The organism is Brucella anthropi ATCC 49188, assembly GCF_000017405.1.
GTDB classification, from domain to species: domain Bacteria; phylum Pseudomonadota; class Alphaproteobacteria; order Rhizobiales; family Rhizobiaceae; genus Brucella; species Brucella anthropi.
Genome location: NC_009671.1, coordinates 31,325 through 57,544, shown reverse-complemented (window position 1 = coordinate 57,544; position 26,220 = coordinate 31,325). Strand labels below are relative to the sequence as shown.

Genomic DNA, 26,220 nt, shown 5'->3' with positions numbered 1-26,220 from the left:
TATGTCTGATCCGATGATTGTCTTTGACCGGGTATCGAAAAATTACGGCAGCATGACTGTTCTCAGTAACATCAACCTTGAAGTGGCCGCTGGTGAGGTGATCAGTCTGATCGGCCCGTCGGGGTCAGGAAAGTCGACGCTGCTGCGCTGCGTGAATCATCTGGAGCGCATCGAGCAAGGTAGTATTACGGTGGACGGCGAGTTAATCGGCTACCGGCGCGAAGGCAATTTTGCGCACGAACTACCAGAAAAGCTGATTGCATGCCAACGTGCCCGGATCGGCATGGTGTTTCAGAACTTCAACCTCTTTGGCCATAAAACAGCACTCGAAAACGTTATAGAAGCGCCCGTCCATGTGCTGGGAGTTCCAAAACGCGAGGCCGAGAAAAAGGCCTTCGAACTGTTGGCTCGCGTGGGGTTGGCCGATAAATTAAACCATTATCCCCGTATGTTATCTGGAGGTCAGCAGCAACGCGTTGCCATTGCACGCGCCTTGGCAATGAAGCCCAAGGTCCTGCTTTTCGATGAACCGACCAGTGCACTTGATCCCGAACTGGTGGGGGAAGTGCTGGACGTCATGCGGTCGCTGGCAGCAGATGGCCTGACAATGATGGTGGTGACGCACGAAATGTCGTTTGCACGCGATGTCTGCAATCGGATTGCATTCATGCAGGCGGGCCAGATTGTCGAATGTGGCGCTCCGGCGGAAATATTGGATAATCCCGCATTTGAGCGAACCCGCTCTTTCCTTTCCAAGGTTCACTAGATGACTGTTCCGCACAAGGCGCATTCTTCGGACAAATGGGACCTGATCATCGTTGGCGGCGGTATAGTCGGATGTTCAACGGCTCTTTATGCCGCACGATCAGGCTTGCGTGTGCTGATTGTCGAGCGTGATACACCGGGATCCAGACAATCCGGCCGAAATCTTGGCTTTGTACGTCAGCAGGGCCGTGACTTTCGCGAGCTTCCGCTGGCTATGGCTTCTCTCAACCTGTGGGAAGGGCTGGAGCAGGATCTGGGCCGTAAAGTGGGCTGGCTTCGTGGCGGCAACGTGGTCCTTGCCACCAGTGACGGTGACCTTGCCAACCAAGCCAATTGGCAATCCAAAGCCACACAGTTTGGGTTGGACACGGTTCTGCTCACACAAGCGCAAATTCGCGAAAAGCTTCCGCTTATCGCAGACGATGCTAAAGTGCGCGGGGCCATGTTTACCGCATCAGACGGGCGTGCCGAACCGAGCCGAGCAACGCGAGCCATGTTTGAAGCGGCGATTGAAGCCGGTGTTTCCGTTATCCTTGGCGCGCGTGTGACACGAGTGGATATTCAGGCTGGTCATGTGCACGGGGTCTGGATTGGCCGCAGGCATTATCGCGCAGATCAGGTGCTGTGCGCTGCGGGCACCGAAAGCTCCAAGCTGTTGCGCGCGGTTGGGTACATTCTCCCGCAAGAAAGAATACGCGCAACCGTGGCACGAACGGTCCCGGCCGCAGATCTCACCGTCAATCCCTGCATTTCACTCCCACTGACAGGCATTCGGCAAGACGCACGTGGAGCATTCGTTTTTTCAGTGGCGGGCGGGGAATATGACGTACGCTTCGATTCCTGGCGCACCATGCGTCACTATAAAGAAACACATAAAAACAATCCTGACGCGGCCCGCATCAATTACCTTGGCCCTCTGCAAAGGTTTGCGCCCTCGCGACCGTTGGTGCCAATTGCAGATATTGCACCGACAAGCGAGGCGGTTGAACCTGCACATTATCGCGTGCAGCAGGCGCAGGATGAATTAAGCCGCTTCCTGCCGGCGATCGCTGATCTCGAAATCGAAGCGGTATGGGCTGGCATCATCGACACACTTCCTGATGTGATCCCAGTTATGGGCCATGTGGACGGCGTCAATGGACTTCTAGTGGCCACGGGTTTCAGTGGACACGGTTTTGGCCTAGGGCCAATGGCTGGTAAAGTCATGGCTGAACTCGCACAAGGACACTCGTCTTCAGTGGATATATCGGGCCTATCACCGGACCGGTTCTAACCATCATCGGTAGATCTCAAATAGTGTAACGCCCACCCAACACGATCAACTATCAAAGACAAGGAGACGGAAAAATGGCACAGAGAATTTTTTCTGGAGTCCCTTCGGAGGCAATCGCCGGATATGCCAAAGCGGTTATTGATGGAAGCACAATTTATGTGTCGGGGACCACTGGCCGCGATAAAACAACAGGCATATTTCCCCCTGATGCAGCGCAACAGGCCCGTAACGCGCTCGCAGATATCGACAACGTGTTGAAGAAAGCAGGGGCGAGCCTCGCCGATGCCGTAGCAAGCCGAGTGTATGTTACAGATTTTGAGGCCGCCGATGCTGTAACGCCAGTGCTTGGGGAAGTGTTCAAAGACATTCGGCCGACCAGTACGTTCCTAATCTGCCAGATCCCTGCACGCGGTGCGAAAGTGGAGATCGAGATTACAGCTTCAGTCGCTAAGTAAGGCGCCCTTTCATTAAACTAGACTATAGTTCGGAGTAAAATTTCCATCCATTACTTAAAGTCTCAGACGTAGACAAGCGAGGCAAAGCTGGCGTTTGATTGCCAGTCAGGATGTGGCTCGCAATGTACGCGGTATCCCAACGTTACGTTTAGGCTAAGAACCGATACATCGTATATGTGGAATGCACTTGAAATCGGCGGATATGTCCGGCGATTGATCGAGCTGCGCTGGCCTGCATTAAAGCGTGTCGCATTTATTCGGCCTCATACCCAGCAGCCTTAAAGAAGTTCTGGCATTCATTGATGGAGAAGAGACTGATGATATCGCCAAGTGCTTTTGAGATGGCGTCGAAGCTGCGTGCTGCTCGCTTTCTCAGAAGTGCCTTGAGTTTTGAGAAAGCCATTTCGATTGGGTTCAGGTCCGGCGAATAGGGCGGCAGGAAGAGAAACCAAGCGCCCTTTGCCTTGACCAGTTGCTCAGCCTTCTGGCTTTTGTGGAAGCCGACATTGTCGAGGATGACTATATCACCGGCTGACAGTGTCGGCACAAGCTGTGTCTCGATCCAGGTTTCGAAGATGCGGCTGTTCATCGGTGCATCGACGATCCATGGCGCGGTCAGGCCATGGCAGCGCAGTCCGGCAATGAAGGTTTGTGTCTTCCATTTTCCGAATGGCGCATAGGCGGCAAAGCGCCTGCCTTTGGCAGACCATCCGGTGCGTTTTGTCAGGCGCGTATTCGTGGAAGTCTCATCGATAAAGATGAGACGCGACAAGGCCTTGTTGAAGAACCGCTTTCGGCGATTGATCCAAAGATCACGCGCCTTGGCGATCTCTGGTCTACGCTGCTCGCTTGCCTTGAGGCTTTTTTTTATTGCTCAGCCCAAGTCGGTGTAGAAATCGCCCGACCGTGGCGCGGTGGACTTCAATACCGCGCTCCGCGAGCGCAACGCACAGTTCGTCCAAAGTCGTTTCGCCACGGGCGGACATCTGCTCGCGGACCCAATCACCATGAGCCAAAAGCTTCACACTTCCAGGCGGGTGGCCCTGCCTGGCGGCGGCCAGACAGCCGGATGACCGATGCAGGATCATCATGTTGTTGACGAACCGAGGCGAAACACGGAAATGCCGAGCGGCTTCCCGGTGACTATTGCCCTCATTCACAAACGCAACGACACGCTCACGCAACTCAATCGGATGCGGCTTGCCCATGGTGCATCTCCTTCCATGAGACAAGTGAATCACAGATCAAGCCAAACGGGAATCCCGAATCCGGTTAACAGCGACATGCTTTAGATCGGCATCTTCTTTATGTGGAACATGAACCGTTCGAGAACGCCAATGTGAATGAAGACTCGTTTCTCCGCAAAAGCGCGTTGGCTTTTACCATATCCATCGAAATATATAAATGAATAGAGTTGCTTATCCCCCCGCAACCTCTATTACCGCTCAAATTACTCCCCAGTGCCAGTGATATTTGAAGGATTTGGATCAACAGCATTTTATCCGATAATCAAATGATGACTTCGCAGATGAGTTTTGTTACGTTTCGAAGCGGGAGATGTGTATCGATCAGGGCGGGATACGTGCACAGATACTATGGGAGAACTCATGTTGAAGGCCTTGAAAGCTGCTGCACTATGCGCAGGACTGCCGCTCATCACTCTCGATCCGGGCCTAGCCGCCACCGCCACCGGCAATATGAACGTCCGAATTACGATACAGGCGGAATGCAAGATTGTAACTGCCACTGACCTGGATTTCGGCACGAAGGGCGTTATCGACGTAAACGTTGACCAAACGAGCACAATTTCAGTCCAGTGCACAAATGGAACGCCTTATACGGTTGGACTGAGCGCTGGCGGTGGGGCGGGTGCGACCGTTGCAATGCGCAAAATGACAGGCGCAGCTTCCGCGACGATAAATTATACCATCTATCGTGACGCTGCGCGCACGCAAGTCTGGGGCGTGACTGCAGGCACCGACGTGGTGTCCGGCACTGGCAACGGTAATGCGCAGAGCATTACTGCTTACGGCCGTGTGCCAGCGCAGACAACGCCTGCGCCAGGTGTCTATTCTGACGTGGTGTCTGTTACGGTTACTTATTAAGACTGCAAATCAGGAGAATATCATGCGTTCCATGCTGCGAAGCATTGTCGCTGCGACCCTGCTTTTGCTGGGTAGTAGCATCTCTGCCAATGCCGCGTCTTTACGTTTGGCGCCGACAACACTCGAATTGTTCGCACCGGACAGTGCCGCTGTTCTCAACTTGCGCAACGAAGCCAAGTATCCTCTCAATGTTCAGGTACGCGTGTTCCGCTGGATCCAACAAGGCGGAGTTGAGCAGCTCGAGCCTACGAGCGATGTCGTTGCCAGCCCTCCCTCAACGAGCTTGCCGCCGAATGCCGACTATGTTGTGCGCATTCTGCGTGTGAACAAAACGCCCGTCAAAAAGGAGGAAAGCTACCGTGTTGTCGTTGATGAGCTTCCGGACCCTTCGCGCCGGAAAGCAGGCACGGTCAGTCTGGTTGTCCGCCACGTCATTCCCGTCTTTTTTCGCACACCGGACGCCGGTGCACCTGAAGTATCGTGGAGCCTTGCTCGATCCGGCGGAAGTCTGATGCTGGTGGCAAGAAATGCAGGCGGTACGACAATGCGATTGTCTGATGTCAAGCTTTCACAAGGTGGAAAAGCAGTAGCGTCGCGCAAGGGACTTGTCGGCTATGTCCTGGCCGGAGCAACAATGCAATGGCCGATCGGCAGCGCAAAACGCCTCGGGGGCGGTCCGGTCAAACGTGAGCGCTACGAACAGCCCACCTTTTCTTTTGTGAATGATGCCGCGAGATAAGCTTCTTTATTGATAGGAGCGGACCGAGATGATTGGAGATCGCGCTGATGCCATGCTTGAAGACATGGATGAAGCCAGGCATGAGGGAAAGTACCATCGGATCGAGGTGATTACCGGCCGGCGTCAGCGGCGCAATTGGACTGACGAGGAGAAGGCACGGATCCTTGCGGAAAGCGCGGAACCTGATGTGAACATCTCAGCCGTTGCCCGGCGCTGGGGCGTCAATCGCGGCTTGCTGAACGTCTGGCGTCGGGACGCTGGGCTGACGTCTCAACGATCCGCGAGGGTCAGTGCGCAACAGGCGATGTTCGTGCCGGTGACGGTGACTGGCGATCAAGCGTCGGTCCCAGGCTCGCCGCCAGATGTGGCCCACTTTGGCGTCGGTCGAATTGAGGTCGAGATTGCTGGCGCGCGCATGACGGTTATTGGCCCGATAGCACCAGAACTGGCGCAAGCGATGGTGGCGGCCTTGCGAGGTCGCCGGTGATCGGCGTTTCGCCGAGTGGCGTGAAGATCATGGTGGCAACGCAACCGGTCGACTTCCGGCGCGGCATGAATGGCCTTGTGGCGTTGGTGGCGTCAGCACTTATGGCCGATCCCTATTGTGGCGACGTGTTTGTGTTCCGCGCCAGGCGTCTGGATCGGCTTCGCTGCATTTACTGGGATGGGTCAGGCATGATCCTGGCGACGAAGTGGTTGGAAAGCGGAAAGTTTGTTTGGCCCCCGATCCGCGATGGTGCAATACAGATGAGTACCCAGGAGTTCTCGCTTTTGCTGGCGGGCATTGACTGGACGCGGGTCAGGCGAAACGCGGTGAGACGCCCCTCAAAAACAGGCTGATCCTATTGGTTTTGCTTGAAAATTCAGGCTGATATGGTAGGGTCAGTCATGCTGCTTCGACCCGATCCCTTGCCCCAGGATGCTGCGCAATTGACCCGGATTATTCTCTCGCTCGACGAAGAGAATGCCGATCTCAAAGCGCGTGTTGCCTTCCTTGAGCGCCAGCTCTTCGGGACGAAGTCGGAGAAGATGACGATCATCGATCCGGCCCAGGCAACGCTCGACCTGGGCGATCTAAGCGATATTCCCGTTGCAGCCAATGACGATGCCGCACCGGTCGGTGAAGACAAAACACAGGCACGGCGGTCACCTGCCCGCAATATCGGCCGCTTGCCGAAGCATCTTCCGCGCCATGAAGAGATCATCGAGCCGGAGAGCAAGATTTGCCCCTGCTGTTCGTTCGAACTGCATTGCATCGGCACGGACGTCAGCGAGGCGCTCGACATCGTACCTGCTGTTGTCCGGGTCAAGCGGACGATCCGGCCGCGCTATGCATGCCGGGCCTGTGAGAGTGCCATCGTGCAAGCACCTGCACCGGCGCGGGTGATGGACGGTGGCATGGTGACCACGGCGTTTGCCGCGCATGTCGCTGTTTCGAAGTTTGCCTGGCATCTCCCGCTCAATCGCCAGGCACAGATGCTGGCCTCCTGTGGTGTCAGTATTGATCGTGGCACGCTTGGCACCTGGGTCACGCGGGTCGCCTGGTGGCTGGAGCTTCTCTATGACACGCTTACCGTTTTTATCCGCTCACAGCCGAGGGTGTTCTGTGACGAGACGCCGTTGCCGCAGCTCGATCCGGGGCGCAAACGAACCAAGGTCTGCCAGTTATGGGCGCAGGCGGTTGACGACCGTCCATGGAATGGTCCGGCACCACCGGCCGTGGCCTATATCTTTGCCGAAAGCCGCAGCGCCCGCGAGATCGAGGGACAATTGTCGTCGTTTACCGGCGTGCTTCAAGTCGATGGATACCAAGCCTATAAAACCATGGTCAAACGTCGGGGCAAAAGCAATGTCGCCCCCATGCGGCTGGCCTTCTGCCTTGCCCATGCTCGGCGCAAGTTTGTCGATGTCGTCAAGCTGACGGGCTCTTCGGAGGCTTTGTCGGTTCTTGCCAGGGTTGCGGAAATCTATCGGATTGAAGCAAAACTGCGCGGCGAAAGTGCCGATACCCGGCTCGTCGTGAGACGTCGCGAGGCCGCTCCAGTCATGAGAGAGCTGAAAGCCCATCTCACTGAACTGCGCGAGGAGGTGTCGGCGAAATCGGCGCTTGGCAAGGCCATCGGCTACACGCTCAACCATTGGAGCGGGTTGACAGCCTTCCTTGATGATGGCCGGGTCGAGGTGGACTCCAATGTCGTCGAGCGTTCAATGAAGTCCGTGGCCCTGACGAGGAAGAATTCGTTGTTCGTGGGCAACGAGCGGGGTGGAAAGTCCTTCGCGGTCATCGCATCGCTCGTCAATACTTGCAAATTGAATGGTGTGGATCCTGAGACCTGGCTTGCCGATGTGCTGGAGCGCATCATCTGCGGCAAAGTGAAAGCCACTGAAATGGAAAGCCTCCTGCCGTGGACCTGGAAGGCTGAGCGTGAAGCGATGATGCAGCAGGAGCGACGGGCGGCATGACGCACAACAGCCAGGAGATGACGGCACGTCCGAAGCTCGATGACGAGGCGTTCGAAGCCTTTATCAGGGGACGCCGTCCGGCATCGCCAATCTGGTCAATGAGGCGTCACGACACGAAAGTGGTGAATCTGTCCGACTTTTGAGAACGTATGAAGAACTCACGCCGGCTTGACGGTAGATGCGGGGGATTTTTCGGCTTTGAGGGCCTCGTAGAGCGCGGTCTTTCCGATCTTTACGCGGGCGGCAGCTTCGCGGACATTCAGCCCGGATGCTAGATGTTGCCGGGCCTTTGCGAGCTTCTCCGGGGTTACAACCGCTTGGCGGCCTCCGCGGCGGCCCCGTTCCTCTGCTGCCTGGAGTCCGGCGCGGGTTCTTTCCCGAATGAGATCGCGTTCGAACTGGGCCAGCGCCCCGAACAGATGGAAGACCAGGCGACCGCCAAATGTCGTGGTGTCGATGCTTTCGGTGATGGACCGGAAGCCGACGCCTTTGGCCTCCAATTCGGTGACGATCTCGATGAGGTGCTTCATCGATCGGCCCAGGCGATCGAGCCTCCAGACCGTAAGCGTGTCGCCGTCTCGAGCATAGCGCACGGCCTCAGTCAGCCCCGGCCGATCGGTTTTCACACCCGATGCCTTGTCTTCGAACACTTTCTCGCAGCCCGCCTTGCGCAGGGCATCGAGTTGCAGCGCCGTATCCTGGTCGCCGGTGGATACCCTTGCGTAGCCGATCGAGGTCATGAGGCGTGATTTGTCCGCTTTCCCATTGAAGTCGGACAATGTCCGGTTTGCCGTCGAATGGCAAGGTTTACGGACGAAATCTGTGGACGCCGCGAAACGACCGTTTGCCGGACACGCATTTTCCCTTTCGGTGCATCGTCCGCAACGAGAGGGAGGGTGATGAATGGCTCGAAGAGCATTGCTGAGCGAAACATGGTGGAGCCAGGTAACCACGATCCCGAATGAGGATAGGGAGATCGCCAAGCACTACACGCTGGACCAGTCAGATCTGGATCTGGTCATGCGACAGAACAAGGCGTCGAACCGGCTGGGCTTGGCCTGCGTTCTGGCGATGTTGCGATTTCCGGGCCGACCGCTCGCGGATGGTGAGATCCTGCCTTCCGGCGCCTTGCGGTTCCTGGCGCGGCAGATTGGTGCCGATCATCGCGAGATCGATCGATATTTCGAGCGCCCGCAGACACGCCGCGAGCACCTCGCCCTGTTGTTCGAGAAAATGAAGATGCGCCCGTTTGCGCCCTCGGACGTGCGGGCACTGACCGGCTGGCTGACGCCCGCGGCGCAAACCCTGCGCCGGGCCGATGTTTTGGCGGATATGGTTGTGGAGGAATTGCGACGTCGGCGCATTCTCCTGCCGGCGCGCGGAGCACTCGAAGCCATCATCCATGTTGCGATCCGGCGTGGCATCCGCATCGCTCACCGGGCCCTGGCTGGCGGGCTTTCGGAAGGCCAGAAGCGTGGCCTCGACAAACTTCTCGACCCGCGTGCGGGGACGAACGTGACCATCCTCGCGTGGGCGAGAACACCGGCATTGTCGCCTACCGCCATCAATCTCGACAGGATAGCCGAACGCGTTCAGCTTCTTCGGTCACTGAACCTGCCAACGGAATTGATGGAGCGCATTCCGGCCAAGGTTTTTGACGAACTCGCCGCGGAAGGGACACGGATGAGCGCGCAGCATTTGCGGGACCTTAATCCCGAGCGCCGGCACGCCGTGCTGGCAGCAACGGTCCTGCATCTTTCCCGCCATCTAACCGATTGCGCAATCGACGTGTTCAAGAAGCTGATCGGCGCCATGACGCGGCGAGCCGACAATCAGGCGACCGCCCGCATCACCCGTTCCGTCCGGGAGGTTCAGAAGCCGCTGAAGGACGTTTCGAAAGTTTGCCACGCGATCATCGAGGCCAGGCAGAAGGGCGAGGATATCGGCAGGTCGCTCGAAGCGGTCATTCAATGGCCGGTCTTCACGACCAGTGTCCAGGCGGTCGACACGCTGATCGCCCCCGACAGCATCGATGGGAAAATCGAAATGCTTCAGCGCTATCCAACGATCCGGAAGATGGCGCCGGAATTCCTGTCGACGTTTGTGTTTCGTGGCCACGCCGTGGCGGCGAATCTCCTGCGGGCGCTCTCCGTGGTCGCCGATCTGTACCGCACGGGCAAACGCACGATCCCGGTCAAGGCTCCAATCTCCTTTGCGCCGAAAGGCTGGATGCCGCTCATCCTCCAGGATGGCAAGATCGATCGCAGGGCCTATGAACTCTGCCTGTTCAGCGAATTGAAACGCCGCCTCGATGCCGGCGATGTCTGGGTGGAGGGAGCCAAGCGCTTCCAGTCCTTCGAGAGCTTCCTCATTCCGGCGCCGACATTCGAGTTGATGCGCGAGGAAGGTCCGCTTCCGGTCGCCGTCGATACCGATGTAGAAACTTATCTGAAGCAGCAGCGTCAGACTTTGAACGACGGGTTGAGCGAGCTTTCCCGTCTGGCGGAAGCCGGTGAGCTCGACGATGTCGAATTGGCCGGCGCGGGTTTCAGCGTCACGCCGCACAAGGCCATGTTCCCGGACATCGCGAAGACGCTGAAACCGAAGGTGGAAAACCGCCTGCCGGCGATCCGGATCACCGACTTGCTGCTTGAGGTGGACGCCCGAACGGGATTTTCGGATGCGTTCACCCATCTTCGCACCGGGCGCACGGCCGACAACAAGCTTGCTCTGCTTACCGCCGTTCTGGCGGACGGCATCAATCTCGGTCTCACCAGAATGGCGGATGTTTCCCCCGGGCTGACAATGCGGCAGCTCGCTTGGGCGCACGACTGGCATATCCGGGAGGAGGGTTACACTGGCGCGCATGCCATTCTCGTCAATGCCCAGAGGCAACTGCCTCTCGCGAGATTGTGGGGCGACGGAACCACCTCGTCCTCGGACGGGCAGTATTTTCCGGCGGGAGGGCATGCCGAGGCGATCGGTGACCTCAACGCCCGCTATGGCCCTAACCCCGGCGCCAAATTTTATCGCTTCACCTCCGACCAGTATGGCGCGTTCCATATCATCGCCATGAACGCCAATGCGAGCGAGGCCATCTACGTTCTCGACGGTCTGCTGTATCATGGCAGCGATCTCGCCATCGAAACCCATTATGTCGACACCGGCGGGGTCAGCGACATGAGTTTCGCTCTTTGTCATCTTGTCGGTTTCCAGCTCGTGCCCCGGCTGCGCGGCCTTAAGGATCGCCGGCTCCATCTCTTTCCGGGCGACACGCCTCCTGAAAACCTCGCCTCGCTCATTGGTGAATCCGTCAACGTCGAGCGGATCAAGGCGAACTGGAATGACATCCTGCGTCTCGTTACCACGATCCGTTCCGGCCAGGTGCGGCCTTCGACTTTGCTGGCGAAACTGTCCGCATTCCCGCGCCAAAACGGACTGGCGCTCGCCTTGCGCGATATCGGACGCATCAATCGATCCATCTTCCTGCCGCAATGGTGGCAGAACCCCGAAATGCGCAGGAACGCCACTGCCGGCCTTAATAAGAGCGAGGCCCAGAACACCCTGGCTCGGGCGCTGTTCTTCAACCGGCTCGGAGAACTGCGGGACAGGACCTTCGAGAGCCAGTTCTACAGGGCGTCCGGGCTGAACCTGCTCATCAACGCCATCGTCTACTGGAATACGCTCTATCTCGAACCAACGTTTGCTGAGCTCAATCGCGAAGGTATTGCGACGCCGGCCGACGTGATCAAGCACATCACGCCTCTCGGATGGCAGCATATCAGCCTCACCGGCGATTATATCTGGACCCCGACTGACAGCCTCGACCTCAGGCCTCTTCGGCGCGAGACGTCCATGCTGGCCGCCTGATCACCATATGTTCTCAAATGTCGGACAGATTCACCACTTTCGTGTCGTGACGCCTGGAGGACGAGAACACGAAACTGAAGCGGCTTCTGGCGGATGCGATGCTCGACAACGCCGCGTTGAAAGACCTTTTGGGAAAGAAGTGGTGACGCCCGCAGCCCAGCGGAACGCTATCGCGCATCTGATGAACCAACATCGGATGAGCGAACGGCGGGCGTGTAAAGCCATCGGTGTTTGCCGGATGACAGTTCGTTACGAAAGCAGCCGCATCGACGACCATGACCTTCGCGAGCGAATGAAGGCGTTGGCGCATGAACGCCGCCGCTTTGGCTACCGACGCATTCATGTCCTACTCAGACGCGAGGGGCACCTTGTGAACCACAAGAGGCTCTTCCGGCTCTATCGGGAGGAAAAGCTGATGGTGCGCAAGCGCGGCGGTCGCAAGCGAGCGATCGGCACACGAGCACCGATGCTGGTTCCGATGACAGCCAATGATCGTTGGTCACTGGACTTCGTGTCGGATCAACTCACCGATGGACGCAGGTTCCGGATTCTGACGGTCGTCGACGATTGCACCAGGGAATGCCTGGCACTCGTCGCCGATACATCGCTTTCCGGTCTGCGCGTTGCCCGCGAGCTTGACCGGATCATCGAGGAGCGCGGCAAACCGAAAATGATCGTCAGTGACAACGGCAGCGAGTTCACCAGCAACGCGATCCTGCAATGGACGGACAAGACTAAGGTGGATTGGCACTACATTGCGCCTGGCAAACCCATTCAGAACGCTTTCATCGAAAGCTTCAATGGACGGCTGCGAGACGAGTTCTTGAATGAAACCCTCTTCTCGTCACTGACCCATGCTCGATCAGCGCTTTCAAACTGGCGCGGCGATTACAACGATCACCGTCCACATTCTGGCCTCGGCTGGCTGACACCTGCCGAGTTCGCTCAGACCATCAACCCGCGACGTGATGCGGTGCTGCGCAGCCGAAATGGCTCCGCACCGCAACCCGCCGCTACCGCCCCAAATACAGCAACCCAAAACCGCTGGAGCGAACTCAAAACTGGATAAAACTTGGGGGCAAGGTCACCGCCAACATTTGTCTTCTTCTTCGCGTCTCAACTCTCGTTCAATATATGACGCCTGAGTTTCCAACGCTTTTGCTTGTTTCGCCATTTCCGCACGTTGTTCACTAAGTTCCATACCCTGCATGATCACTGAAGTGATTACCCAAATAAGTGCCAATGGCCCGCATATCCCTGCGAGAAAGTCACCCCATTCGTTTAGCGTCAGGACTGTGGTCGGAGTTTCTTTGTTTACAAAAAGCCAACCTGCGAAGGCCATATATAAAAGGGTAAAAATCAGCGTAGAAACTAAAACAGCACGTTGACCGCGAGAATTCATTAAGACACCTAGGAATCCAGTTTGTTCACCGACAACAGTTTTCAGAGCCTAATCTTGTGCGACAAAGCGTTACAAAACCATTTCCGTTAAAGCGCTATTGCCGACTATAATAGTCCTGAAGATTTTGCGAATTTTTAAAATTTTCAAAATGAGCTTTCGCTGACTTTATCACTTTCATGGCACCTTTGGTGTTTTGGTCGATCATGTCTTCATATGGCAGTACCATCGTTTTGGTCGAACGCTTTTCCTCCATTCTGCTCTTTCGGCAGTAATCAATGAGGTTCTCAACCTGATCGTTTCTGTTACGCTTGTACCTGGTATGGCTGGTAAATCGAGAAATCTGTACGGGTTCTTTAAACGAGCTATCGATTAATGGATGCTGCTTCAAAAAATTTGATAAATGAGTAATAACTTCATTAATTACCCCTTCGGGGGTTTGCGTTGCAAACACTAGTATCGAATGGATATGAGGAAAGCTGTGTTTTAGTATCCCCTTTTTGCTTTCGCTAAAATCCAAGGCTGCAAAGAGACCAGGAACTCTACATAATGGAAGCTTATGTTGTTTGACAAAGATTTTTATAAATTCGTGGGTATCTCGAACAATCTGTTCAAAAGCTGCTTTATCCTTTAGATGTACCGTTATGAATAATGTTCTATTATCTAAGTCTTTTACAGTTTTCATGTGAGAAATTGTTTGTGATAGGTACCACATATTAATCAGTTTATTCTGCATTTATATTTCCTTTTAAATTTATTGATATATTTTATTGAATAGTAATTATGTGAATTAAAGACGCAGTGCGCCCTAGCTCCGATTTCAGTCGGCTTTGAAGTGGCTCATTTTGCCCTAGGAATTAAATGAGACTGCAAAGTTCCTTCGACAAACTAACGCTGTGAGACCTCGGTCTGGAACGTTCAAGTCTTCTAGTCGGAAGGAAGGCTAAGGCGGATTTGACAGTAGCGTTCGGTGGATTACAAACACGGAATGGCCCAACCAACTCTGTCGGCTGGCCCTATGTCACCAACGATATTTATATGCTGGCGCTAGAATTTTAATATTGAATGCTTCGACCAGCATCACGCTATTGAAGCTCCATTGCGGTTCCTAACCCCAATCGCCGGACCGTGAAATTGCGTTTTGTGATATCCACGCTATCAGCAGCATGTGCTTCAACTAACTGCTTTAGATTAGCTTCAGCGTCGTCAAGTGAGGCAAGGTATTTCCTTAGATTCGTAGTTTTCGCAAGATCGTCGGCAATGTCTTGAAAAAGGCATCGAAGACAATCCCTGTCAAAGTCTCCTTCGAGACATGCAGTTACTACAAATCTGTTTGGCGATTTCACCTCTAGGCCGAGCTCGTTTAGATGCAATCCTAATGACTGGCAGATTACGAGGCCATTGCTATCTAAATCACCATAAAGATCAAGGAATTCCTCAAAATGTTCTTTGACTCTGGCAGTGACTCCAGAAATGGTTTGGTCTTTCTTACAGTAAGGAAAAGACATAACCGGATTATAAAGAGACGCGTCTAGGTCCCTTGTCCGCACATTTGCGAACGAAGTAATAAAATTCAATCAAAAACTCCGGAAGGCCTTGGACCTTCCCACCTGTTACAAAATATTTCCGCCTTTAAAAAAAGGAAGGCGTTTAAAAAACAATCAAGCTTCTCGCCGAATTGTGAAAACATATTACTAAATCTTACCTAATAAGTCAAGTACGAAATTGAATGAAAGCTTTATTTTCTTTACGATCCGAGGAGAAGTTTAGTATTATATAAATTTTCAACAGGTGCAGCGGAGCAGAACAGCGCTACTTCTGGGTAATGATCCATGGGACTTCTATCTGCTCGCCAGCTGTAATCCATTCCATCACATATTCTTAGCAAAGTTACGATCGCTTAGTCTCAATTCGAGCTCAATTGCTGTGTCCGCGACAAACTCATGCCGTCGGCAATCGGTTAAGGCGGCGCTACCACTGTGATTGCTCAGGCGAAGAATGACATTGATTTTGATTTCAGTTTCCTGTCTATGAAATTTGCGTACGGCCCGCTGAGCTGAAACTTAACAGAAGACAATTGAATAAAGCGCTTAACCCATAGACCGGGTTATCGCCCTATGACGTGCTTTTTTGCTACTTCCAAGGCCTTCCGCGCGTTGTTCTCAGCGGTCTCCTCAGTCGGCGCGGCCGACTGGATTGTGAGCCTATCCCCGCCCTCTACGACAAAAATATGGACCCCCTTCAGGCCACCGACGTTCGGGAGGCGGATAAGTCGTCCTATTGCAGGGGAGACATCGATTTTCTCGATTTTGAACCCGATTTTTTCGGAAATGACGTCCAGCTCCGTGAGATAACCCTCGTCCGTTCTGTTTTCCTGCCCCTGCTCGTCGACATGGCGGTCGATAGCGATCATCAAATGCTGGTCGTCATTTGTTCCGCAGCAGGACATCCGAAAGTTAGTCGGTTCTTCCGCATGATGCGCGGAGGCGTCGAAAATTGACCAGAACTCTTGCTTGATGGGCGTGAGCTCGTGGATTTTAAAACCGTCGGCCCACACGGGGACATTAATTCCGGCAAATGCAATCGCGATGACGACCGCTATGAAAGTTCTATTTTTCATTCAGGGCACCATTACATTAACTTGAGCGTGACCAGAGTGAATCTCGACCGCTAAGCTTGAAAAAATAGTCAAAACTTGCGTCATGATAGCGTTCGTGCAGCAAAATCAGTTCAGTCACGATGGCCCGGCGCAGGACAATTCGACGCAACCGCGTTTTCGGCTTCTCTACCAAATTAAAGGGAAATCTGTAGCCCTTGGTTTTCTCCTTCAGGATATAGTCGAATAATACAAGGAGCCATGGGCACCCCTTCCCTGACAAGAAGAACCACAGGCTGCCAAAAGAACCTTTCGCGTCTCACACCCATCGGTTTCGTCGTTAGCGTGAAACGATTGGGACTTACTGGGAAAGGCGCCTGCTCTGCATCAATATATGATAAATCAGGCTGCTTTCAGTTCATGGATGGCTAAAAGCTGATCCTGAATAGCTACCGCCTCTGTTTTAAGGTCGTAACCTGACTGCAAATTCATCCAGAATTCGGGCGTGGTGCGGAAGAACTTCGCAAGGCGCAGAGCCGTATCAGGTGTAACGGCAGTCTGTTCTGTCGCCAGACGCTCAATTCGAGTGCGAGGAACATTCAGATTCTTGGCAAGCGCACCTGCACTCATCCCGAGCGGGATGAGATATTCTTCCCGAAGGATTTCGCCGGGATGGACCGGGGGGAGTTTACTGGTCATGGCTTCTTCCTTTCAGTGATAGTCAACAATTTCGATTTGTTCAGCGCCAGCATCGGTCCAAACGAAACAGATGCGCCACTGATCGTTGATGCGAATCGAGTGCTGCCCTTTACGGTCCCCCTTCAGAGCTTCCAGCCTGTTTCCGGGAGGAGAGCGAAGGTCATCGAGAATTACAGCACTATCGATCATGGTAAGTTTGCGAACAGTTGTTCTTATCAAATCTGCCGGGAACCCCTTTGGCGCTTTGCCGGCTGCAACGGCTTCGGTTCTGGCATCTTTGTAAGAACGGATCATGGCTTGCTCCTGCGGCTTGTATCATATCCTGATACAAGCGGGAGTCAATAGTTTTGTATCATATTGCGATACACCGCAGGGCTGAATGCTGAAAGTGAGGCTTTATCTCGACAGCCCCTGAAAATTTTGCTTTGATCTTTTGAGGGATTAGGGATCCAAAATTGTCGAAGGCAACCAACTGGATATTAGGGGCAACTGCCCTGTTCATTCTCACGAAGGTTTTCGGGAATGACAAGCCGGACCCCGTATCTCCACCCACCGCTATTCCACCGCAGGAGACAATCCGGGCAACCGAGCAGGCTCCACAGCCTTTAGGCTTCATGCAGGCTAAAACTCACCGACAGACAAACCAGCCGCCGCCGCCATCGGCTGGCCAGCACCCATTCATTGGAAAATGGCTTTATTCGACCGCCAAAGTAAACGTGAGAACCGAGGCGTCGTTAACTGCACGCGTCAGTACGGTTATCGGTAGAGGTAAAAGGGTGCACGTTCTGAACTACCGCTCCGGATGGTTCAGCGTCACTTACGCCAATCGAACGGGATGGATTTCCGAGCTATACCTGGCCGAAAATCCGCCGCCTGTACCTCGAAACCCAGTTTCCGCTCCTCGAATAATGGCGCCGCCTGCCGCAAATCGCGCGGTTCCGGCGCATCAATCAGGTCAACCTGTTCGGTCTCCATATGTTGGCACGTGTGATTGCCCATATGACGTCATGCGGAATGGCCGTTCGTGTGGGGGACGGAGCGCTTATAGTCGCCCAGGTGGGCGTAGCCCTGTGTGCTATCGCTAACGAAATTGCCATCAACTGGTTCGGCCTGGCGCAAATGCATCAACTCACGACAGGTGGAGATTAATATTAAAGGTCAAAATGGGAGAATCCAGTCAGACAATTATCGCGACAATCGTCAAACCGGAATCAAGGTAGCTTTCACAGAATGAAAGCTGATTGTCATCGTACGTGGGTAAGCAAGAGCTCCTTTGATCGTCTTTTCCGAATGATAGAGGAGGACTATGTTGGGTTAATCACCTCACTCATCAATTGGCTATGTGGGTCTTGCGCAAGTCAGTTGGACGTTTATTTTCCGATTGCCAGCCAAACTTGCCTCGCTCGCAAGAACGAGCGTCTTCACCGCATCCTTGTTGATTGGGATAATGCCTTGCTGCAGCATTTCTTGCACACGCTCTATAGTGACGCTGCTTGTGTAGATCGCCCGAGCCGAGAAGCATCCGCAGTCACCAATTGGCCTATTCAATCGAAAATGGGTTTTCACCGTTATGGCATTCGCTTTCAAAACAGCGCTCTCGCCTGTGACCGTCACACACTCGGCCAGCTTGTTTTCAAAGACGACACCGCCAACGTCCTCAGCTCCAGCCACTCCGCAAAACGATGCCGTTAGAACTACGCCGTAGATTAACCTGAACATGAACAGATCCTTGTTTAACGTGCTGGCAACTGTTTGAGACAGCTCAGAATATCGGTACTACAAATACGAACTTCGGAGCGTTTTGCTGGATCCTCCAGCCAGCGGTGGTATGCGCTGCGGATCTCCACGTCCTTGTAATTGTAGGTTCTCGCCTTCTTACTGACACGGCTCGCTGTGAGCGCTTTCGGTGTTACAGCCATATGAGAAGCAAGTTCATTGAACTGCCAGACTTTCCAGTCTTTCTGCCGCTCTATGACCCGTACATGATAATAGGGATCATCGGGGCGCTCTGGCTGAACCTTGTAAACATCGGCCCACCGCACCCATTTCGGTGAAACGGACAAGATGATTGTTTCCTGATGCTCCTGGGCCAAGACCGGAACGGATGTCAGAACGTCGAGGGCTGTCAAAAGCAGGATGGCAGTCAACGGTTTTGACATTCACGCATTCCCTCTGATGACTTGGCTTTCATTAGCGCCGAACCCAAGGTGACACGGGTTATTACGCTCTACATTATCTTTTTGTTGGCACGGATCCTTAATTATCCCGCATCCAGATTTCCGTGTGCGTTCATTCCTGAAAACAATAGCTGGCTGATTGAAAAGGTCCTTCCTCTCGCCTTCTCAGTCAAAGATCGCAGATATCCGCCTGGCGAATTGATCGAGGCCAGTTTCTGGAGAATCCAGGCGATGGCCGTCGATGCGGATTCTGCCCCCATGAAATGGACAGCTTCCTGATAGGCCGAGCGACTGATGCCAAGAAAGCCGGAAACAATTCGTGACGCATCAAGAAGTTCCCGCCATGTGCCGATCCCGTTTATCCCGTAGTCGCGGATATCCGGGCATGTTCGAAGCACCTGATCGAGAGAGATTGAAGGAGAAGCCCGAACTTGATCTTCTCTTTCGAGGCTCACAGCAACAAGGCTTTCCGAAGAAGGCGCTTTCAAATCAATCATTTTACCATTTTGAGATTCAAAAAGGGATTCTGGCAGGGATTCAATATGCTGCCGCTCAAACTGAGCGACGCTGCCGCTCAATTCCGGGGCAATGCCTTTTGCTTTCAAGATGTTATCCAATTCACCACGAATGGTTTCAAGATTAGTCCTGACAGTGGCCAGTTGGGCGAGAGATGCGCGGCGAGGAATTGCGTCAACGACCTCACGGAAGCGAAGGAACACTTCTTCCAGACTCTCACAAAGCTTGCCAGTTTCTTCGGCCGCTTCGGCAAAAATCGACGCGATATCTCTTCGCAAGACTGATACTTCGTCGCGAAGACGCTTCAGCGCTTTCTGATCGGCGAGAATTTTCTCTGCAATAGCGGCAATTTCCGACGCACGATCAAGCAATGGCGCGAAGGAAAATCCAAAAGCGAGCTCGACCTGTCCTTCCCTGTCCTTGTGAGCATAGCGTTTACGTGTCGGACTATCCTTGCGTTCAATAATCCTCGCTGCGATAAGGAATGCGAGATGTCGGCGAAGCGTGGACTCTGGCATACCATGGGCCCTGAGTGAAAGCTGGTGATTGGACGGAAAAACGACGAGGCCGCTTTTCTCATTCAGTTCGTCCTCAGGCAGAAATGACAAAAGCGAGCTGAGAACTGCAAGGCAACGATCGTTCAGCTTAAGCGCTGATTTAGCCACACAGAGCTGTTTGTAGATTACCCAGCGATTTAGGCCCCTCCCCTGCTTTTTCTGTAGTTCAGGATTTTGGGTAAACATCATCATTCGCCCACATTGTGTGGACGTAATAGTCTCCAGAATTTGCATTTCCTCTTACCTTTCGAAAGGCAAAAGAAATCCACCCGCCAAAATGACGCTATGACTCTTGACACCGATTCGGGGAAATGCGATTCTCAGTCTGCTACAACGTGAGAGAGACTTCCTTGACGGTAACGTTTTGGGGGTCTTTTTCTTTTGCTTGTTAGTCTCCTGCGTTTTCCGATTTCGAATTCTTAAACTCTGCATAAAGAGTATCTAGACGACGCGTTAGCCAGTCTCCGAACGGCGCCGCATTTGCGTTTGAAAGTTCGATTGCAACTTTCTTCGACCGGCGATTCATCGTGAAGTTCATAGCGTCGTCATCCGCCGTCCAAGATACCGATTCGGTTGCAGGCCGATTGAGGCTTTTTGGCTTGGATAGTTGTTGCGCTATGTAATCCGAAGCGAATTGAAATCGTTGGTCACTCGTAAGCCCACGAGTGTTGTCCGCGGACAACGCGCCGATCAAGTCGCTAATCGAGATGTTCTGAACTCTATCGCCGAGTTCCATCCAGCGCCGTCGCCCTACTTCGGGAGCCGCTCCAATCGCCTCTATTAGCTTCGTCGATACTTGTTTGACCACCGACAACATCTTGGATAGCGCGGCTTTGTCAATTGCCAACGAGGCCATGATCACATCTCGGGAAAACCCCCTCTCCTCAAGCCGTGCAGCGAAAAGAGCTCGTTCAATGTAAGACAAATTAGTACGAGCATTATTCTCTTGTCCCTGGTTGACGACTAATTGTTCATCAGACAGATCACGGATAACCGCGCGAACTTTTATTCCGAGTTCCCTCGCTGCCGCTAGCCGACGATGGCCAAAAGCGACTTGATATCTGTTCCGATCAAGTGGGTGTTGACGCAGAAGTATGGGAACAAGCTGACCGTTAAGCCTGATTTGTTCCACCAACTCCGAGAGCTGCGCGGGATTGATCTCTAAACGATCAGAGACGAAAGAGTTGTCAATAAGTATCGGATCGACTTCAACTACGGTCTGACCTTCCGCAAGTTGCCGCTCGAGTACGTCTACGCGTTCTACCTTTTGTGTAATGTTCCCGAGCGATTTCGTAATTCCGCCTATCGGTGCGGCTCTTGCAGCAGGAACAAAACCGGCAAGTGGGCGGCTCTTTGACGGCTCGGTTTCGTTAGAAGGAAGCTGAGCGTTTTCCGGATCGAGGGAAATACCGATCAAATTCTTACGTGCCATCGTTTATTTTCTCCCCCACGTCGATTTCAAAAGGCTCTCAATCTCACTATTGACTGCGTTCAATGAATCCATCGCACGGTCATAAGTACCCCTGGTAAATTGTGAACGTTCCACTTCGTACAGGGTTTGTTTTGTAACTCCTGCGTCCGAGATCGCAGTCGATTTCAGCATAGCGTTGTGAAGCATACGGTTGCCAAATATAGCCCGCATGAACCCTGTCATTTGGCTTTGCGGCCCATCATTAGGTTCGTAACGAGTGACCAAGTAGCGCATCCAGTCGTAACTAGTCCTGCCACCGGCTCGTTCCACTACCGCCATCAACTCGCTCGTCATCGCGAGAAACTGACTCATCGACATCACGTCAAGCATTTGTGGATGAACTGTGATAAGCACCCCGGTTGCCGCACAAAGCGCGGACATCGTCAAAAAGCCTAGCTGAGGCGGGCAATCGATGACCACGACATCGTACAGGCTTTCAATATCGGTAACGACTTCTCCAATGCGAGCGAAGAACATACTCTCCGCATGGCCAGACATGATTGCTTTTGGAGTTTCGTGCTCAAATTCCATGAGCTCGAGATTTCCCGGAATAACATGCAGATTTGGTGTGTATGTCGAACGCACTATTTCAGTTATTGGACGAGGATTCTCATATTTGATCGCGCCATATAGAGTCTCGCTTTCTCCAACGTCCAACTCCGGTTGGTGACCAAATAGCGCAGACAACGAAGCCTGGGGATCCAAATCGATAGCTAGTACTCGGTAGCCCCGCAAGGCAAGATACTGCGCCATATGTGCAGAGGTGGTCGTCTTTGCAGAGCCACCCTTAAAATTCATGACGGCAATAACTTGAAGCTTTTCGCCGGCCCGTCTGTTCGGGACGTATTTGGGCGCGCCGTTCTTTTCGTCAAGAATGCGTCTAATATGGCCCATGTCGTCAGGGCTGTACATCCGGCGACCATTAGCCATTGGCTCTGGGCCGTGCCCTTCAGCTGCCACCTGTCGCAAATATCCTTCGCCGATACCAATATATGCGGCGGCTTCTGCTGGAGAAAATTGACGTATGGTTTTTTGGGAGGTGGGAGCAAAGATTTTTTGCTGATGAAGTTGAAGTTGGCGAGACAACTCTAGTGAATCCGCCGACAACAAGGTAGGCAGATGTTCCTGGGTATCGGTATAGTTAGTAGTTGTTAACATTTAAGGCCCTTCAACTTCGCAAATCATGCAAAAACATCGATAACTGCGAAGTTGACATTAAGCCCGATTCGTAAACATTTTACAAACGATTAACCATCAATCCCAGATGAGGCCGAAGTTGTCCGCGGACAACTGGCGGTGCCGTGCCTCGGGCGTTTACCGGCGCTCACTTACTGGTGCCGTGAGCTACGCTACAGACAATACCCTTTGAACTAGGTTCTCCAATTCCAGTCGACGGCTTTTATCTATACTCACCGCATTGCCGTGAGCGATGTCGTTACGAGATCGCCGGAGTGATTGGAAAAGTTGATCATCATCCGGATTAAGTGTCGTCCAAACGAATTGACGCAACCAAGTGAACTTCTCTTGAAGCCTAACCTTAGTATGATCTCGCAGTTGAGCTTGGGCGCCTTGCGCTGCGATTTGGCGATAGCTGCACTGGAAGGCTATTCCGATTGCCAACTCCAACGTGATGAAAAGGAGAAGATACTGTTTTGTTGGGTCGGCTTCCTTGTGAGCAAGATCATAGAAGCTCGCGACTTGAGGCGCGAGCGAACGTCCGCGTCTAAGAGCGCTCGAAAGAGACTCAGTCATAGTATCGGCTGCAACAAGGCGGGATACGCTGATGTTGTTTGATATCCCAAAGCGGAGATCGAATATTCGAACGCCATCTGCGGTGATGCCGTAGTTCTCTTGTCCGACGCAGCGAATTACCGGGGAATAGTGATTTAAAGCGGTCATTACGCCCGAAAGTATTCGCGGAACTACCTGTTCTTGGGCTCTGTCAAGCTCGGCTCGAGCCTGACCAAAACTATCATAAAAGCAAAGTTCATCGTCGAGGTATCTCGCACGACATGAAGTTGAGGGCATAGCGTTGGTTTCCCGCTAAACAACGTTAAGGTGGAACGCGGTCACGCCACTCGCTGTTTTGTAGATAAGTTGAGCGGTTTCCGGCCGGTCGTCTTTGCGGCGCGATCCCAGAGGAAGTCACCGGAAAAGGCGATGTGCTCCCACCCGACCGGGGAGGTATGAGCCAGGAGATTGTCGGAAACAGCTTCCCCCTGCGAGCGCAGATGCTCAATGGCGTCACGCATATAGGTGGAATTCCAATAGACGATCGCCGCAATGACGAGGTTCAAGCCGGAGGCCCGGTACTGTTGGGCCTCGTGACTGCGGTCGATGATGCGTCCCTGTCGGAAGGTGTAGATCGCTTGCGCGAGGGCATGGCGCTGCTCGCCCTTGTTGAGACCGGCGTGGCATCTACGTCGCAGCCCCGGACTTTCCAGCCAGTCGAGCATGAACAGGGTTCGCTCGATTTTGCCGATCTCCTGAAGCGCTATGTCCAGCTTGTTCTGACGCTCATAGGCCGAGAGCTTCCGCAACATCACCGATGGCGCGACATGGCCGGTCTTGAGCGAAGCGACCAGACGCATCACGTCATCCCAATGTTCGCGGATGACATCGGTGCGGATGCGTTTGCCGAGGAGCGGCGCGATTTCGGGATAGCCCGCGGGATGCTCGATCGGGATCAGTCGGCGATCCGGGAAGTCGCGTAGCCGCGGGCAGAAACGGAACCCAAGCATGGCGCAGAGCGCGAACACATGATCGGTCGCGCCGCCAGTGTCGGTATAATGCTCCGCAATCGAGAGATTGGTGCCGTGGTGAAGTAGCCCGTCGAGCACATAGGGCGCCTCGTGCGTCGCCGCCGAGAGAACCTTGATGTGGAAAGGGCCGTGTTGATTGGAGACGTGGGTGTAGAAGCTGAAGCCCGGATCGACGCCGTAGCGGGCGTTGATGTCTCCTCCTGCCGTGCCACGTTTGCCGCCACGAAAGAACTGCCCGTCAGAACTTGACGTGGTTCCGTCACCCCAGACCCAAGCGATAGGCAGGCGGTGTTGAGCATTGATGATGGTAGCGAGCGCTTCCCGGTAGGTATCCTCACGAATGTAGGCGTCTTGTGTCCAGATGAGCTGGTCTCGGGTGACGCCGTGGCTGGCGGCCGCCATGCGGGAGAGCCCGAGATTGGTCGCATCGGCCAGAATTGCGGCCAGCAGCGCGCTCTCGTTCGGACAGTTTTCGCCGGTGCGCAGATTGGTGAAGGCCGCCATGAATCCGGTCTCGCGCGCCACTTCATGCAGCAGTTCGGTGATGCGGATGCGCGGCATCATTGCGTCCAGGCGATCGGCGAGTGCTTCGGCTTCGTCGGGAACTGCGGTCTTGACGGGTAAGACCTGCAACCGATCTTCGGCAAAGCGGACGCCTTCAAGCTGGTTGCGTTTGAGGCGCTGCGCGAATTTCTTCAGCCGCCAGTCCAGTTCCCGGCCGCGCTTTTCGAGCCATGTGTCGGCGGCGGTCGGCAATCCGAGTTCGGCGACGATTGGAGCGGCGGCCGGTTCCGGCAGAAGGTAACTGTCGAAGCGGCGATAGGCTGACGACCGCTCAACCCAGACGTCCCCGGAACGCAACTTGTTGCGCAAGTGCGCCAGCATAGCCGTTTCGTAGAGCCGACGATTGATCTTGCCATCCGGCTCGATCACCAGCTTCCGCCATTCCTCCTTGAACGGCATCGGCGCATCCGGCGGCACATCGCGCCTGCCCGACCTGTTGAGTTCGCGAAGCTTTTGAACGCCGGCTATCGTTCGCGTGCTTCCTCGGTTGGCCTTGAATTCGAGAACTTCGATCAGCGCCGGAGCAAACTTCCGCAATGTCGCATAGCGGTCCACGGCCACCGTGAGGGGATCGACATCGGCAGTTTCGGCGAGCTCGGCAATCTCATGTCTGGCTTTGAGCAGATTGATCCAGCCGACAGTTTCGTCAATTGCCTCGACCGGGTCCGAGTGGTTGTCGATAGCACCGGCAAGAGCGTCGATCGTACCGCGAAACAGTCGCATCAGCCGGGCGACGTCTTTCGCGGTCGCCCCATAGCGGCGGGCCTGCTTGTTCTGGGCACGGCTGAACGCACCGCCGATCAGCTTGTCTGCCATTTCGATGGCCGCGTCGGTAAGCCGCTCTTCGAGGTCGATCAGAAATGCAACGAGCGTCGCCCGCCGGCGCGACGTCGTGTAACGCTCGATCATATAGGCGGGGGACACGCGCCCCTCACGCACGAACTGCCGGTAGCGGGCGGGGTGGATGGCGGCGCTTAATTTCGGCGGGATGCCGATCCTCCGCACCACGCCCAGACGATCGAGAATGCCTCGAACGTGATCGGGCTTTGCAGCCACCGGGATCGTCTTGAGCCAGGTGAGCGGCATAGCGCCGGTCGAATCTGCAGCCAGAAGCGCATCGAGCGCGTCCAGTTGAGCCGGCCGAAGACCGGACAGGAGCGCATGAGCCGCCTGTTTTCTGGCACGCGCCCGGCCGGCAATGCCAGCGCGCTCTATGGTCGAGGTAGCAGGCAGAAGAATCTTGGCCTGGCGCAGCGCGTCAATGATACCGGCGGCGATCACGACACCCTTGTCCGTTCCCCAGGCAGCTTTGGCGGCCGCCTCGATCATGAAGGGGATATCGGTCCGGCTTGCGCCTCGAAGGCCGAGTGCCGAGGCGAGCTCGCGGGCATGATCGGTCATTGTCTGGTCGCGGACGGCATATGCGGCGAAGGCAGTTTCCGGCAGGTCGAGCTGCTCGGCAATGAAGGACACGAGTTCTTCGGAAAGCCCGGCGCTGCGTTGAAGAATTTGTGCCAATGTCATGCCGGGATGGCGAAACAGCGCAAGTTGAACAGCAACACCGAGACGGTTGCGATTCTCTCGGCGAAGCCGGATCAGGTCGAGGTCGTGCGGTTCGAAGGTGTAAAGTCGGGCAAGATCGTCTCGGCTCGTCGGAAAACCCAGCAACTGTTCCCGCTCGGCTTCGTTCAGCAGTTCGTGCTTGCGCATGGTGCTCCTTCCGCCGCCCCTAAAAGGACTCGAAAATTCATGGACAGTTCGGAATAAAGAGACATATTCTGTGGACGGAATCACAGTATTCCGACACAC

The 26,220-nt window shown here is 54.4% G+C and carries 24 protein-coding genes and 3 pseudogenes; 12 read left to right on the top strand and 15 right to left on the bottom strand.

Translation table 11 applies throughout. The features are described from left to right. Position 1 precedes the first annotated feature (1 nt). The 3 genes from OANT_RS24650 to OANT_RS24640 all read left to right on the top strand — a co-directional run bounded on the left by OANT_RS24650 (position 2) and on the right by OANT_RS24640 (position 2,493). Positions 2-766, top strand: coding sequence for an amino acid ABC transporter ATP-binding protein (locus tag OANT_RS24650; protein WP_011983070.1), 765 nt, complete (start codon positions 2-4; stop codon positions 764-766). Beyond that, positions 767-2,038, top strand: coding sequence for an NAD(P)/FAD-dependent oxidoreductase (locus OANT_RS24645; protein WP_011983069.1), 1,272 nt, complete (start codon positions 767-769; stop codon positions 2,036-2,038). It begins immediately after the preceding gene. A 74-nt stretch (positions 2,039-2,112) separates the two neighbouring features. Beyond that, positions 2,113-2,493, top strand: a complete 381-nt coding sequence (locus tag OANT_RS24640) for a RidA family protein (protein ID WP_011983068.1) — start codon at positions 2,113-2,115, stop codon at positions 2,491-2,493. A 253-nt stretch (positions 2,494-2,746) separates the two neighbouring features. Here the strand turns inward: OANT_RS24640 and OANT_RS27320 are convergent, their stop codons facing one another. Both OANT_RS27320 and OANT_RS27315 read right to left on the bottom strand, forming a co-directional pair. Then, entirely contained in the window at positions 2,747-3,265 is a 519-nt protein-coding gene (locus tag OANT_RS27320) for an IS630 family transposase (RefSeq protein ID WP_040128162.1), read from the bottom strand. 64 nt (positions 3,266-3,329) lie between these two features. Further along, positions 3,330-3,701: a winged helix-turn-helix domain-containing protein gene (locus OANT_RS27315; protein WP_011982874.1), complete on the bottom strand. Its 372-nt coding sequence runs from the start codon at positions 3,699-3,701 to the stop codon at positions 3,330-3,332. Between the two features lie 399 nt (positions 3,702-4,100). Between OANT_RS27315 and OANT_RS24625 the strand changes: the two genes are divergently transcribed. The 6 genes and pseudogenes from OANT_RS24625 to OANT_RS26120 all read left to right on the top strand — a co-directional run. Next, complete coding sequence (locus OANT_RS24625) at positions 4,101-4,598, top strand: Csu type fimbrial protein (RefSeq protein ID WP_011983066.1); 498 nt, start codon at positions 4,101-4,103, stop codon at positions 4,596-4,598. 22 nt (positions 4,599-4,620) lie between these two features. Beyond that, positions 4,621-5,337, top strand: a complete 717-nt coding sequence (locus tag OANT_RS24620; RefSeq protein ID WP_011983065.1) for a fimbrial biogenesis chaperone — start codon at positions 4,621-4,623, stop codon at positions 5,335-5,337. A gap of 28 nt (positions 5,338-5,365) precedes the next feature. Further along, positions 5,366-5,824 (top strand): IS66-like element accessory protein TnpA, encoded by a 459-nt coding sequence (tnpA, locus tag OANT_RS24615; protein ID WP_011983064.1) that lies wholly within the window; start codon positions 5,366-5,368, stop codon positions 5,822-5,824. Continuing rightward, entirely contained in the window at positions 5,821-6,177 is a 357-nt protein-coding gene (gene tnpB / locus OANT_RS24610) for an IS66 family insertion sequence element accessory protein TnpB (protein WP_011983063.1), read from the top strand. The genes tnpA and tnpB overlap by 4 nt, the downstream gene beginning before the upstream one ends. A 48-nt stretch (positions 6,178-6,225) precedes the next feature. Beyond that, positions 6,226-7,800: an IS66 family transposase gene (gene tnpC, locus OANT_RS24605; RefSeq protein WP_011983062.1), complete on the top strand. Its 1,575-nt coding sequence runs from the start codon at positions 6,226-6,228 to the stop codon at positions 7,798-7,800. Next, a pseudogene (locus OANT_RS26120) lies at positions 7,797-7,901 on the top strand (UPF0149 family protein); the annotation flags it as partial. The gene tnpC and the pseudogene OANT_RS26120, both read left to right, overlap by 4 nt. Before the next feature lie 57 nt (positions 7,902-7,958). On the opposite strand, the gene OANT_RS24600 reads toward OANT_RS26120, so the two are convergent. Next, the gene (locus tag OANT_RS24600) at positions 7,959-8,540 is read right to left on the bottom strand and encodes a recombinase family protein (protein WP_011983061.1); all 582 of its coding nucleotides are present in this window, start codon (positions 8,538-8,540) and stop codon (positions 7,959-7,961) included. A 163-nt stretch (positions 8,541-8,703) separates the two neighbouring features. Here OANT_RS24600 and OANT_RS24595 point away from each other — a divergent pair, with 163 nt between their 5' ends. Then, positions 8,704-11,670, top strand: a complete 2,967-nt coding sequence (locus tag OANT_RS24595; protein ID WP_011983060.1) for a Tn3 family transposase — start codon at positions 8,704-8,706, stop codon at positions 11,668-11,670. Between the two features lie 53 nt (positions 11,671-11,723). Beyond that, positions 11,724-12,739: pseudogene (locus OANT_RS24590) on the top strand (IS3 family transposase); the annotation flags it as partial. Positions 12,740-12,754: 15 nt separating this feature from the next. On the opposite strand, the gene OANT_RS24585 reads toward OANT_RS24590, so the two are convergent. The 5 genes from OANT_RS24585 to OANT_RS24560 form a co-directional block, all read right to left on the bottom strand. After that, a complete protein-coding gene (locus OANT_RS24585) occupies positions 12,755-13,072 on the bottom strand; it encodes a hypothetical protein (protein WP_040128186.1) in 318 nt (105 codons plus the stop codon). Between the two features lie 94 nt (positions 13,073-13,166). After that, complete coding sequence (locus OANT_RS24580) at positions 13,167-13,805, bottom strand: hypothetical protein (protein WP_011983059.1); 639 nt, start codon at positions 13,803-13,805, stop codon at positions 13,167-13,169. A gap of 1,371 nt (positions 13,806-15,176) precedes the next feature. After that, positions 15,177-15,689, bottom strand: a complete 513-nt coding sequence (locus OANT_RS24570; protein WP_011983057.1) for a hypothetical protein — start codon at positions 15,687-15,689, stop codon at positions 15,177-15,179. A 378-nt stretch (positions 15,690-16,067) separates the two neighbouring features. Further along, the gene (locus OANT_RS24565; RefSeq protein WP_011983055.1) at positions 16,068-16,364 is read right to left on the bottom strand and encodes a HigA family addiction module antitoxin; all 297 of its coding nucleotides are present in this window, start codon (positions 16,362-16,364) and stop codon (positions 16,068-16,070) included. A gap of 12 nt (positions 16,365-16,376) precedes the next feature. Then, positions 16,377-16,658, bottom strand: coding sequence for a type II toxin-antitoxin system RelE/ParE family toxin (locus tag OANT_RS24560; RefSeq protein WP_011983054.1), 282 nt, complete (start codon positions 16,656-16,658; stop codon positions 16,377-16,379). 320 nt (positions 16,659-16,978) lie between these two features. Between OANT_RS24560 and OANT_RS27310 the strand changes: the two are divergent. Beyond that, positions 16,979-17,161: pseudogene (locus OANT_RS27310) on the top strand (SH3 domain-containing protein); the annotation flags it as partial. Positions 17,162-17,177: 16 nt separating this feature from the next. Here OANT_RS27310 and OANT_RS27305 read toward each other — a convergent pair. The 7 genes from OANT_RS27305 to OANT_RS24525 all read right to left on the bottom strand — a co-directional run bounded on the left by OANT_RS27305 (position 17,178) and on the right by OANT_RS24525 (position 26,121). Further along, positions 17,178-17,339: a hypothetical protein gene (locus OANT_RS27305; RefSeq protein WP_235823085.1), complete on the bottom strand. Its 162-nt coding sequence runs from the start codon at positions 17,337-17,339 to the stop codon at positions 17,178-17,180. A 363-nt stretch (positions 17,340-17,702) separates the two neighbouring features. Beyond that, positions 17,703-18,083 carry a DUF2195 family protein gene (locus tag OANT_RS24555; RefSeq protein WP_011983052.1) on the bottom strand — a complete coding sequence of 127 codons (381 nt, stop codon included), beginning with the start codon at positions 18,081-18,083 and terminating at the stop codon, positions 17,703-17,705. A 14-nt stretch (positions 18,084-18,097) separates the two neighbouring features. Beyond that, the gene (locus tag OANT_RS24550) at positions 18,098-18,523 is read right to left on the bottom strand and encodes a DUF5086 domain-containing protein (protein ID WP_011983051.1); all 426 of its coding nucleotides are present in this window, start codon (positions 18,521-18,523) and stop codon (positions 18,098-18,100) included. Between the two features lie 101 nt (positions 18,524-18,624). Continuing rightward, positions 18,625-19,848 (bottom strand): plasmid replication protein RepC, encoded by a 1,224-nt coding sequence (repC, locus tag OANT_RS24545; protein WP_011983050.1) that lies wholly within the window; start codon positions 19,846-19,848, stop codon positions 18,625-18,627. Between the two features lie 154 nt (positions 19,849-20,002). Further along, a complete protein-coding gene (repB, locus tag OANT_RS24540) occupies positions 20,003-21,046 on the bottom strand; it encodes a plasmid partitioning protein RepB (protein WP_011983049.1) in 1,044 nt (347 codons plus the stop codon). Positions 21,047-21,049: 3 nt separating this feature from the next. Beyond that, positions 21,050-22,243, bottom strand: coding sequence for a plasmid partitioning protein RepA (gene repA, locus OANT_RS24535; protein WP_011983048.1), 1,194 nt, complete (start codon positions 22,241-22,243; stop codon positions 21,050-21,052). 911 nt (positions 22,244-23,154) lie between these two features. After that, positions 23,155-26,121 (bottom strand): Tn3 family transposase, encoded by a 2,967-nt coding sequence (locus tag OANT_RS24525; RefSeq protein ID WP_011983046.1) that lies wholly within the window; start codon positions 26,119-26,121, stop codon positions 23,155-23,157. Positions 26,122-26,220 lie beyond the last annotated feature (99 nt).

Excerpts from the sequence above, each read along its gene's own strand:
- OANT_RS24565 (WP_011983055.1), bottom strand. The coding sequence starts at position 16,364 with ATGACCAGTAAACTCCCCCCGGTCCATCCCGGCGAAATCCTTCGGGAA.
- OANT_RS24585 (WP_040128186.1), bottom strand. The coding sequence starts at position 13,072 with ATGAATTCTCGCGGTCAACGTGCTGTTTTAGTTTCTACGCTGATTTTT.
- OANT_RS24555 (WP_011983052.1), bottom strand. The coding sequence starts at position 18,083 with ATGTTCAGGTTAATCTACGGCGTAGTTCTAACGGCATCGTTTTGCGGA.
- OANT_RS24650 (WP_011983070.1), top strand. The coding sequence starts at position 2 with ATGTCTGATCCGATGATTGTCTTTGACCGGGTATCGAAAAATTACGGC.
- tnpC (WP_011983062.1), top strand. The coding sequence starts at position 6,226 with ATGCTGCTTCGACCCGATCCCTTGCCCCAGGATGCTGCGCAATTGACC.
- OANT_RS24595 (WP_011983060.1), top strand. The coding sequence starts at position 8,704 with ATGGCTCGAAGAGCATTGCTGAGCGAAACATGGTGGAGCCAGGTAACC.
- OANT_RS24600 (WP_011983061.1), bottom strand. The coding sequence starts at position 8,540 with ATGACCTCGATCGGCTACGCAAGGGTATCCACCGGCGACCAGGATACG.
- OANT_RS27315 (WP_011982874.1), bottom strand. The coding sequence starts at position 3,701 with ATGGGCAAGCCGCATCCGATTGAGTTGCGTGAGCGTGTCGTTGCGTTT.
- repC (WP_011983050.1), bottom strand. The coding sequence starts at position 19,848 with ATGCAAATTCTGGAGACTATTACGTCCACACAATGTGGGCGAATGATG.
- repA (WP_011983048.1), bottom strand. The coding sequence starts at position 22,243 with ATGTTAACAACTACTAACTATACCGATACCCAGGAACATCTGCCTACC.
- OANT_RS24620 (WP_011983065.1), top strand. The coding sequence starts at position 4,621 with ATGCGTTCCATGCTGCGAAGCATTGTCGCTGCGACCCTGCTTTTGCTG.
- tnpA (WP_011983064.1), top strand. The coding sequence starts at position 5,366 with ATGATTGGAGATCGCGCTGATGCCATGCTTGAAGACATGGATGAAGCC.
- OANT_RS24525 (WP_011983046.1), bottom strand. The coding sequence starts at position 26,121 with ATGCGCAAGCACGAACTGCTGAACGAAGCCGAGCGGGAACAGTTGCTG.
- OANT_RS24645 (WP_011983069.1), top strand. The coding sequence starts at position 767 with ATGACTGTTCCGCACAAGGCGCATTCTTCGGACAAATGGGACCTGATC.
- OANT_RS24580 (WP_011983059.1), bottom strand. The coding sequence starts at position 13,805 with ATGCAGAATAAACTGATTAATATGTGGTACCTATCACAAACAATTTCT.
- repB (WP_011983049.1), bottom strand. The coding sequence starts at position 21,046 with ATGGCACGTAAGAATTTGATCGGTATTTCCCTCGATCCGGAAAACGCT.
- OANT_RS24550 (WP_011983051.1), bottom strand. The coding sequence starts at position 18,523 with ATGTCAAAACCGTTGACTGCCATCCTGCTTTTGACAGCCCTCGACGTT.
- OANT_RS27305 (WP_235823085.1), bottom strand. The coding sequence starts at position 17,339 with ATGGAGACCGAACAGGTTGACCTGATTGATGCGCCGGAACCGCGCGAT.
- OANT_RS24640 (WP_011983068.1), top strand. The coding sequence starts at position 2,113 with ATGGCACAGAGAATTTTTTCTGGAGTCCCTTCGGAGGCAATCGCCGGA.
- OANT_RS24560 (WP_011983054.1), bottom strand. The coding sequence starts at position 16,658 with ATGATCCGTTCTTACAAAGATGCCAGAACCGAAGCCGTTGCAGCCGGC.
- OANT_RS24570 (WP_011983057.1), bottom strand. The coding sequence starts at position 15,689 with ATGAAAAATAGAACTTTCATAGCGGTCGTCATCGCGATTGCATTTGCC.
- OANT_RS24625 (WP_011983066.1), top strand. The coding sequence starts at position 4,101 with ATGTTGAAGGCCTTGAAAGCTGCTGCACTATGCGCAGGACTGCCGCTC.